Below are 6478 nucleotides of genomic sequence, written 5' to 3'. Positions count from 1 at the left end.
CGTAGAAATCAGGCCGCATAAAGGGCGTTAATCGCGGCCTGGTACTTCTTCTCGATGGCCGAGCGGCGGACTTTCAGGGTCGGTGTCAACTCGCCGCCGTCGATCGAGAACTCCTGCTCCAGAAAGGATATCTTCTTGATTTTCTCGAACGGCGCGAGATCCTGCGTCCGCTCCTGGATCTGTTTCATGGCGAGCTCGTAGATCTCGGGCAAATGAGTCAACTCGGCGGGATCGTCGAATGGAATGTGATGCACACGGGCGTATGCGCCGAGGGCTTCATAGTTGGGAACGATCAGAGCGGAGATGAAATTCCGATGATCGCCGACCACGACGACATTCTCGAAGTACGGGATCAGCTTTAACCGGTTTTCGATCGGCTGGGGCGCCACATTCTTGCCGCTGGATGTGACCAGCAGATCCTTTTTGCGGTCTGTGATCCTCAGATAACCTTCCGGATCGATCTTGCCGATGTCTCCGGTGTGAAACCAGCCGCCGGCCAGCGCTTCCTCGGTTTCGTGTTCCAGGTGATAGTACCCTTGCATCACGTTCGAGCCGCGCACAAGGATCTCACCATCTTCGGAAACCCGGACTTCCTGGTCTCCGAGCACGCGTCCGACCGAGCCGATTCGCATACAGCCGGGCCCGTTCAGCGTAATGACCGGAGAGGTCTCGCTGAGGCCATAGCCTTCGTAAATCGGCAGGCCGACCGACCAGAAGAATTCGGCAATGTGCGCATCCAAGGCGGCGCCGCCGGAAATGAAGAACCGGATTCTGCCGCCAAGCCGGGCGCGGATCTTTTGAAACACGGCGCGATCCGCAGCCCGGTAGGCGAGCGAACTCTGCTCGGTCTGGAGATGTTCTTTGCCGATCTGGAGGGCGCGCTCGAAAATCATCCGCAGCACAGCGGGGCTGTGCCCAACCTCCGAGAAAACCCGCCCGTAGAGTTTTTCAAAGAACCTCGGCACTCCGGCGGCAAACGTCGGCCGCACCTCCCTCAAATCATCCGAGACCGTGACGCCGCTCTGGGCGTAAGCGATTGTGACACCGGCATAGACGCATCCATAATCGACGTGCCTTTGGAAAATGTGCGAAAGCGGAAGAAAGGATAGACTGATATCGGCTTCCCGGAGCGGCAGGCGTTCGCTGGTTGCCAGGATGTTGGATACCAGGTTCCGATGGGTGAGCATTGCCCCCTTGGGAACACCGGTGGTACCGGAAGTATAAATAATGGTGGCAAGTTGCTCTGAATCGATATTGAGTGCCGAACGTCGAAATGCTCCGGGGCGCCTGCATTGCCGTCCCATTTCGTATAGTGTATCGAGCGGTATCACTCCCGGCGGATAGACGCCGGGGTCGAAAGCAACAATATGGCGAACCGGCAGACGGGGGAGGCCGGGCCAGATCTTCTCAACCAGAGCGATCGAAGAAACAAAAATGAACCGGGGCCCGGAATCGCGCAGCAGCGTTTCCATCTCTGCCGCCGACAAGGTGGGATAAACCGGCACCGTCGCGGCTCCGGCCGCAAGCGCGGCGTAATCGGCAATGGCCCATTCCAGGCGGGTTTCCGAGATAATGGCGACGCGGTCGCCGGCCTTCAATCCGAGAGACAGCAGCGCGAAGAACAGTTCCTCAACGCGCAAAAGGAACTCATCGGTGGAAACATCGATCCATTGTCCGTTTCTTTTGAACTTGAATGCGGCGGATTTGCGGTGCAGCTCCGCGGAGTGCAGAAGCAGGCCGGGAATCGTTGAAATTGCAGCTGATGTGCGAGTCCTTCCATCGCTTACCAGGATTCCCGCATCTTCGTTTAACATAATTGCACCGATCTATTAGACGAGGAAGAACGCTTGTCGCCCAACAAAAGAACTCCTCTTTTTGCAGTGCACAAAGGGCTCGGAGCACGATTAATTCCATTCGGCGGGTGGGAAATGCCGGTCGAATACAGCGGCATCGCCCGAGAACATACGGCGGTGCGGACCACCGCGGGACTGTTCGACGTCAGCCATATGGGCGAGTTCGAAGTCCGCGGGCCCGAGGCTCTCGACCTGATTCAACATCTCACCACAAACGACGTGACGCGATTGGCAGACGGGCAAGCCCAATACTCGGCGCTGGCGTATCCGCATGGCGGCGTCGTCGACGACGTCCTCGTCTACAGGCACAACGCCGAAAACTTCATGATCGTGGTGAACGCCTCCAACACTGGAAAAGATTTCGAATGGATCGAGTCGCATAACCGGCTCGATGCCTCGGTCGAAAATATCAGCGATGAAACCGCGCTCCTTGCGTTGCAAGGACCGAAAGCCGCAACCATCCTTCAACCCCTTACGGACATTCCGCTCGACAGCCTGGCGCCCTATCACTTCACCCGCGGCAAGGTGCTCAAGGTGGATGCAATTGTTTCCCGCACCGGCTACACTGGTGAGGACGGCTTTGAGCTGTACTGTTCCGCCGAAGGTTCCGAGCCCGTTTGGAAAGGACTGCTCGACGCCGGCGCGTCTTCCGGTTTGTTGCCGGCTGGACTTGGCGCCAGAAACACTCTCCGTCTTGAAGCCAGGATGCTTCTGTACGGAAATGACATGGACGGCACCACCTCTTTGCTCGAAGCAGGGCTCGGATGGATCGTGAAACTCGAAAAAGGTGAATTTATCGGCCGCGACGCGCTGTTGAAGCAGAAAAAAGAGGGCGTCAGGCGCAGACTGGTCGGATTTGAAATGCTTGGACGCGATATCGCGCGAGATCACTATCCCGCGTTTATCCACAACCGGGAAGTGGGCCATGTCACCAGCGGCTCGCCGTCCATTACTCTTAAAAAAAACATCGGCCTGGCGTACCTGCCCGCTGAGCACGCATCCATAGGAACGACGTTTCAGATCAGCGTTCGCAGCAAACTGTCCGAGGCTCGAATCATACGTACCCCTTTCTATAAACGCGCGGAGAGCTAGCATGACGCCTACGGACCTCTTGTATACGAAGGAACACGAATGGCTTCGGATGGACGGCGAGATCGGCACCATCGGCATCACCGATCACGCTCAGCAGGAACTCGGGGATGTCGTTTACATCGAACTGCCGAAGCCCGGCGCCACTTTCGACTCCGGCGCCACGTTCGGCAGCGTCGAATCCGTCAAGGCTGTCTCGGAACTTTTCATGCCGGTCTCCGGAGAAGTGGTCGAGATCAATGAAGACCTCGCCTCCGGCCCGGAAAAAATCAACGCCGACCCTTACGGCGTCGGCTGGATGATGCGGGTACGCCTGAAGGACAAGAACGAGACAGTTGGTCTGATGTCCGCCCGGAAATACGACGAATTCACGAAAGAAGAATAATTAGCCGCAGATGACGCGGATGACGCAGATGGGCGCGTCAACAGACCCTTCGCCGCGCCCATCTGCGTCATCCGCGTCATCTGCGGCTACAAATCCCTGATGCGATACATCCCGAACTCGGCGGCCGACCGGCAGCAGATGCTCGCGGAAGCCGGCCTCGCTTCCGTCGATTCTCTTTTTTCGGGAATCCCGGGCAAGCTCAGGCTCAGACGGCTTCTCGATATTCCAAAGGCGCTCACCGAGCCGGAGCTGATCGAATACTTCCAGGCCCGCGCCGCGAAGGATGCCAACGCCAGTCCACTGTTCATCGGCGCCGGCATCTACAGCCATTACATCCCGATCGTCATCGACGCGCTGATTTCCCGTTCGGAGTTCTACACGGCATACACACCGTACCAGGCGGAGCTCGCGCAGGGCACCCTGCAGGCAATCTTCGAATTTCAAACCTACATCGCGCAGCTTACGGGAATGGAAGTCGCCAATGCTTCGCTCTATGACGGAAGCACCGGACTCGCTGAAGCCGTCCTGATGGCGCATCGGCTCGCCAAAAAAGATCGATTTCTGCTGGCAAGGACGGTTCATCCGGAATATCGCGCGGTGGTTGAAACCTACGCGAAAAACCTCGGCATCGGCATCGAGCTCATCGAATACACGCCGGACGGCCGGATGGATCCGGAAAAACTCGAGGCGCAGCTACAAAAGGGCGGCACGGCGGCAGTGGTGGTGCAGTCGCCGAATTTCTTCGGAACGCTTGAAAAGACGCACGACATCTGCGAACTGGCGCATCGCTATGAGGCCCTTTCCATCGTAAATGTCTGCGAGGCTGTTTCGCTCGGACTGCTGAAAGCGCCCGGCGAAGATGCTTCGGAAAAAAGAACGGCGGACATCGTGGTCGGCGAAGCTCAATCGTTCGGAGTGCCGCCGAGTTTCGGCGGTCCGCATCTGGGTTTCATGGCGACTCGGGAACGATTCGTCAGACAGATGCCGGGAAGGCTCGTCGGCATGGGAAAGGATTACGCGGGCCGGCGCGGATTCGTCTTGACCCTTTCCACCCGCGAACAGCACATCCGGCGGGAGAAAGCGACTTCCAACATCTGCACCAATCAATCGCTTTGTGCGCTGATGGCGACGATCTATCTGGCCGCCGTCGGCCCCAAAGGATTGCGCGAGGTCTGCGAGCAGAACATAGCGAAGACCGCCTACGCGGGCGATCAGATACAAAAGGAAACTAGGCGGCGTGTCCTGTTCCCCGCTCCGCGTTTCAACGAGTTCGTCATCGAGTATGACCGGGAACAGCCGCCTGCGGGATTGTCGCTTTCACGGTTTTATCCGGAACTCGGACATGCGGTGCTTCTCTGCGTGACGGAGACCGCGCGCCGCGAGCAGATTGACGCCATGGTGAAAGGCTTCGCATGACCAACGCGGAATGGAGCGAAATGTTGGTAGGCAGAAAAGTCGGAGGGACGGGCGGGCGCGAAGCGCGAGCCCGACAGGGCGAAGCAGTAATAGCGGTTGTCGACGAACCGCGAAGCGCACCTCATTTGTTGATGGAAGTTACTAACCGCCCCGTCTGCGCCCAAAGGATCGGGACCATTTTGTTAAGGGCGCAGCCACCCCGCCTTGGAAAGGCGGGGAATATCCATCTTCGGCTGAGAGCTCCACTATGAGCAAGCGCGTTTCCACGCACTTCTCCCTCAACGAACGCATCGTGTTCGAAGAAGGATCTCCCGGCCGCCGGGCTTTCGATCTGCCGGCGTTGGATGTTCCACATCGTGACATCAAAGAACTCATCGAGCCCGAGCTGCTGCGCGCGGAAATACCGGGCATGCCGGAGCTTTCCGAAGTCGATGTGATCCGCCATTTTACGCGCCTCTCGACCTGGAACTATCACATCGACCTCGGCCTTTACCCTCTCGGCTCGTGCACCATGAAGTACAACCCGAAAATCAACGAGCGCATGGCGCGCCTGGAGGGCTTCATCCAGGCTCATCCTTACGCACCGGCCGGAAGGATTCAGGGCTCACTCGACATCCAGAAAACGCTCGAGTCCTGTCTTGCCGAGATCAGCGGCATGGACGCCGTTACGCTCCAGCCTGCGGCCGGCGCTCATGGCGAGCTCACCGGCATTCTGATGATTCGGGCCTACCATGAGTCGCGAGGCAATCCGCGTAAGAAGATCCTGATTCCCGACTCCGCTCACGGTACGAATCCCGCCAGCGCGGCCATTTCGGGTTATGCCGTGGAAAGCGTTCCGTCAAACGCTCAAGGAACGGTGGATCTCGCAGCGCTCCGGAAAGCCGTCAACGAAGACGTCGCGGCGATCATGATTACGAATCCCAATACGCTCGGCATCTTCGAAGCGGAGATCGGAGAGATCGCGCTCCTGCTCCATTCCCACGGCGCGCTTGTGTACATGGATGGTGCAAACCTCAATGCCATGATGGGCATCACGCGCCCCGGAGATTTCGGCATTGATGTTCTGCACATCAACCTGCACAAAACCTTCACGACGCCCCACGGCGGCGGCGGGCCGGGCGCCGGCCCAGTCGTGGTCAAGAAAATCCTCGAGCCGTTTCTGCCGTATCCGGTCATCGGCGGAAAGACTGATGGCACGCTGTTCTTTGATTACGACCGCCCACAATCGATCGGCAAGATCAAAGCGTACAACGGCCAGTTCGGTATGCATGTCCGGGCGCTGTGCTACATCCTCGCCAATGGACCCGAAGGCTTAAAGGAAGTCTCGGAAGTGGCGGTCCTCAACGCGAACTATATCCGCGCCAAACTGAAAGCTGCCTTCGCGCTGCCTTACGATTCGCCGACTCTGCACGAGGTCGTGTTTTCAGACCGGCGGCAAGCCCACCACGATGTTCATGTCTGGGACATGGCGAAGCGCCTGATGGATTATGGTTTCCATCCGCCGACAGTTTCCTTTCCGCTGATCGTCTCCGGCGCCATCATGATCGAACCGACCGAAACCGAGAGCAAACAGGAGCTCGATGCCTTCATCGATGCGATGCTGGCCATTGCTAAAGAAGCGGAAGAGCAGCCGGAATTCGTCAAGGCCGCGCCGCACACCACGCGGATCGGACGAATCGATGAAGCCGGCGCTGCACGCCGGCCGGTTCTCCGGTGGAAACCGGAAGAGTAGCCG

General features: G+C 58.3%; 5 protein-coding genes. 4 read left to right on the top strand and 1 reads right to left on the bottom strand.

Annotated features, from left to right (window positions below; translation table 11 throughout):
- Positions 1-8: 8 nt before the first annotated feature.
- Positions 9-1814 (bottom strand): long-chain fatty acid--CoA ligase, encoded by a 1806-nt coding sequence (locus tag VGK48_23220; GenBank protein ID HEY2384096.1) that lies wholly within the window; start codon positions 1812-1814, stop codon positions 9-11.
- A 33-nt stretch (positions 1815-1847) separates the two neighbouring features.
- On the opposite strand from VGK48_23220, the gene gcvT reads away from it, so the two are divergent.
- From gcvT to gcvPB, 4 genes are all read left to right on the top strand, one after another.
- Entirely contained in the window at positions 1848-2945 is a 1098-nt protein-coding gene (gene gcvT / locus VGK48_23215; protein ID HEY2384095.1) for a glycine cleavage system aminomethyltransferase GcvT, read from the top strand.
- A 1-nt stretch (position 2946) separates the two neighbouring features.
- Positions 2947-3327, top strand: a complete 381-nt coding sequence (gene gcvH, locus VGK48_23210; protein HEY2384094.1) for a glycine cleavage system protein GcvH — start codon at positions 2947-2949, stop codon at positions 3325-3327.
- Between the two features lie 99 nt (positions 3328-3426).
- Positions 3427-4743, top strand: coding sequence for an aminomethyl-transferring glycine dehydrogenase subunit GcvPA (gcvPA, locus tag VGK48_23205; GenBank protein HEY2384093.1), 1317 nt, complete (start codon positions 3427-3429; stop codon positions 4741-4743).
- Between the two features lie 247 nt (positions 4744-4990).
- Positions 4991-6475 (top strand): aminomethyl-transferring glycine dehydrogenase subunit GcvPB, encoded by a 1485-nt coding sequence (gcvPB, locus tag VGK48_23200; GenBank protein HEY2384092.1) that lies wholly within the window; start codon positions 4991-4993, stop codon positions 6473-6475.
- The last annotated feature ends 3 nt before the right edge of the window (positions 6476-6478 follow it).

It is taken from the genome of Terriglobia bacterium (assembly GCA_036496425.1).
GTDB lineage: Bacteria > Acidobacteriota > Terriglobia > 20CM-2-55-15 > 20CM-2-55-15 > 20CM-2-55-15.
This window is presented reverse-complemented; position numbering and strand designations above follow the sequence as displayed.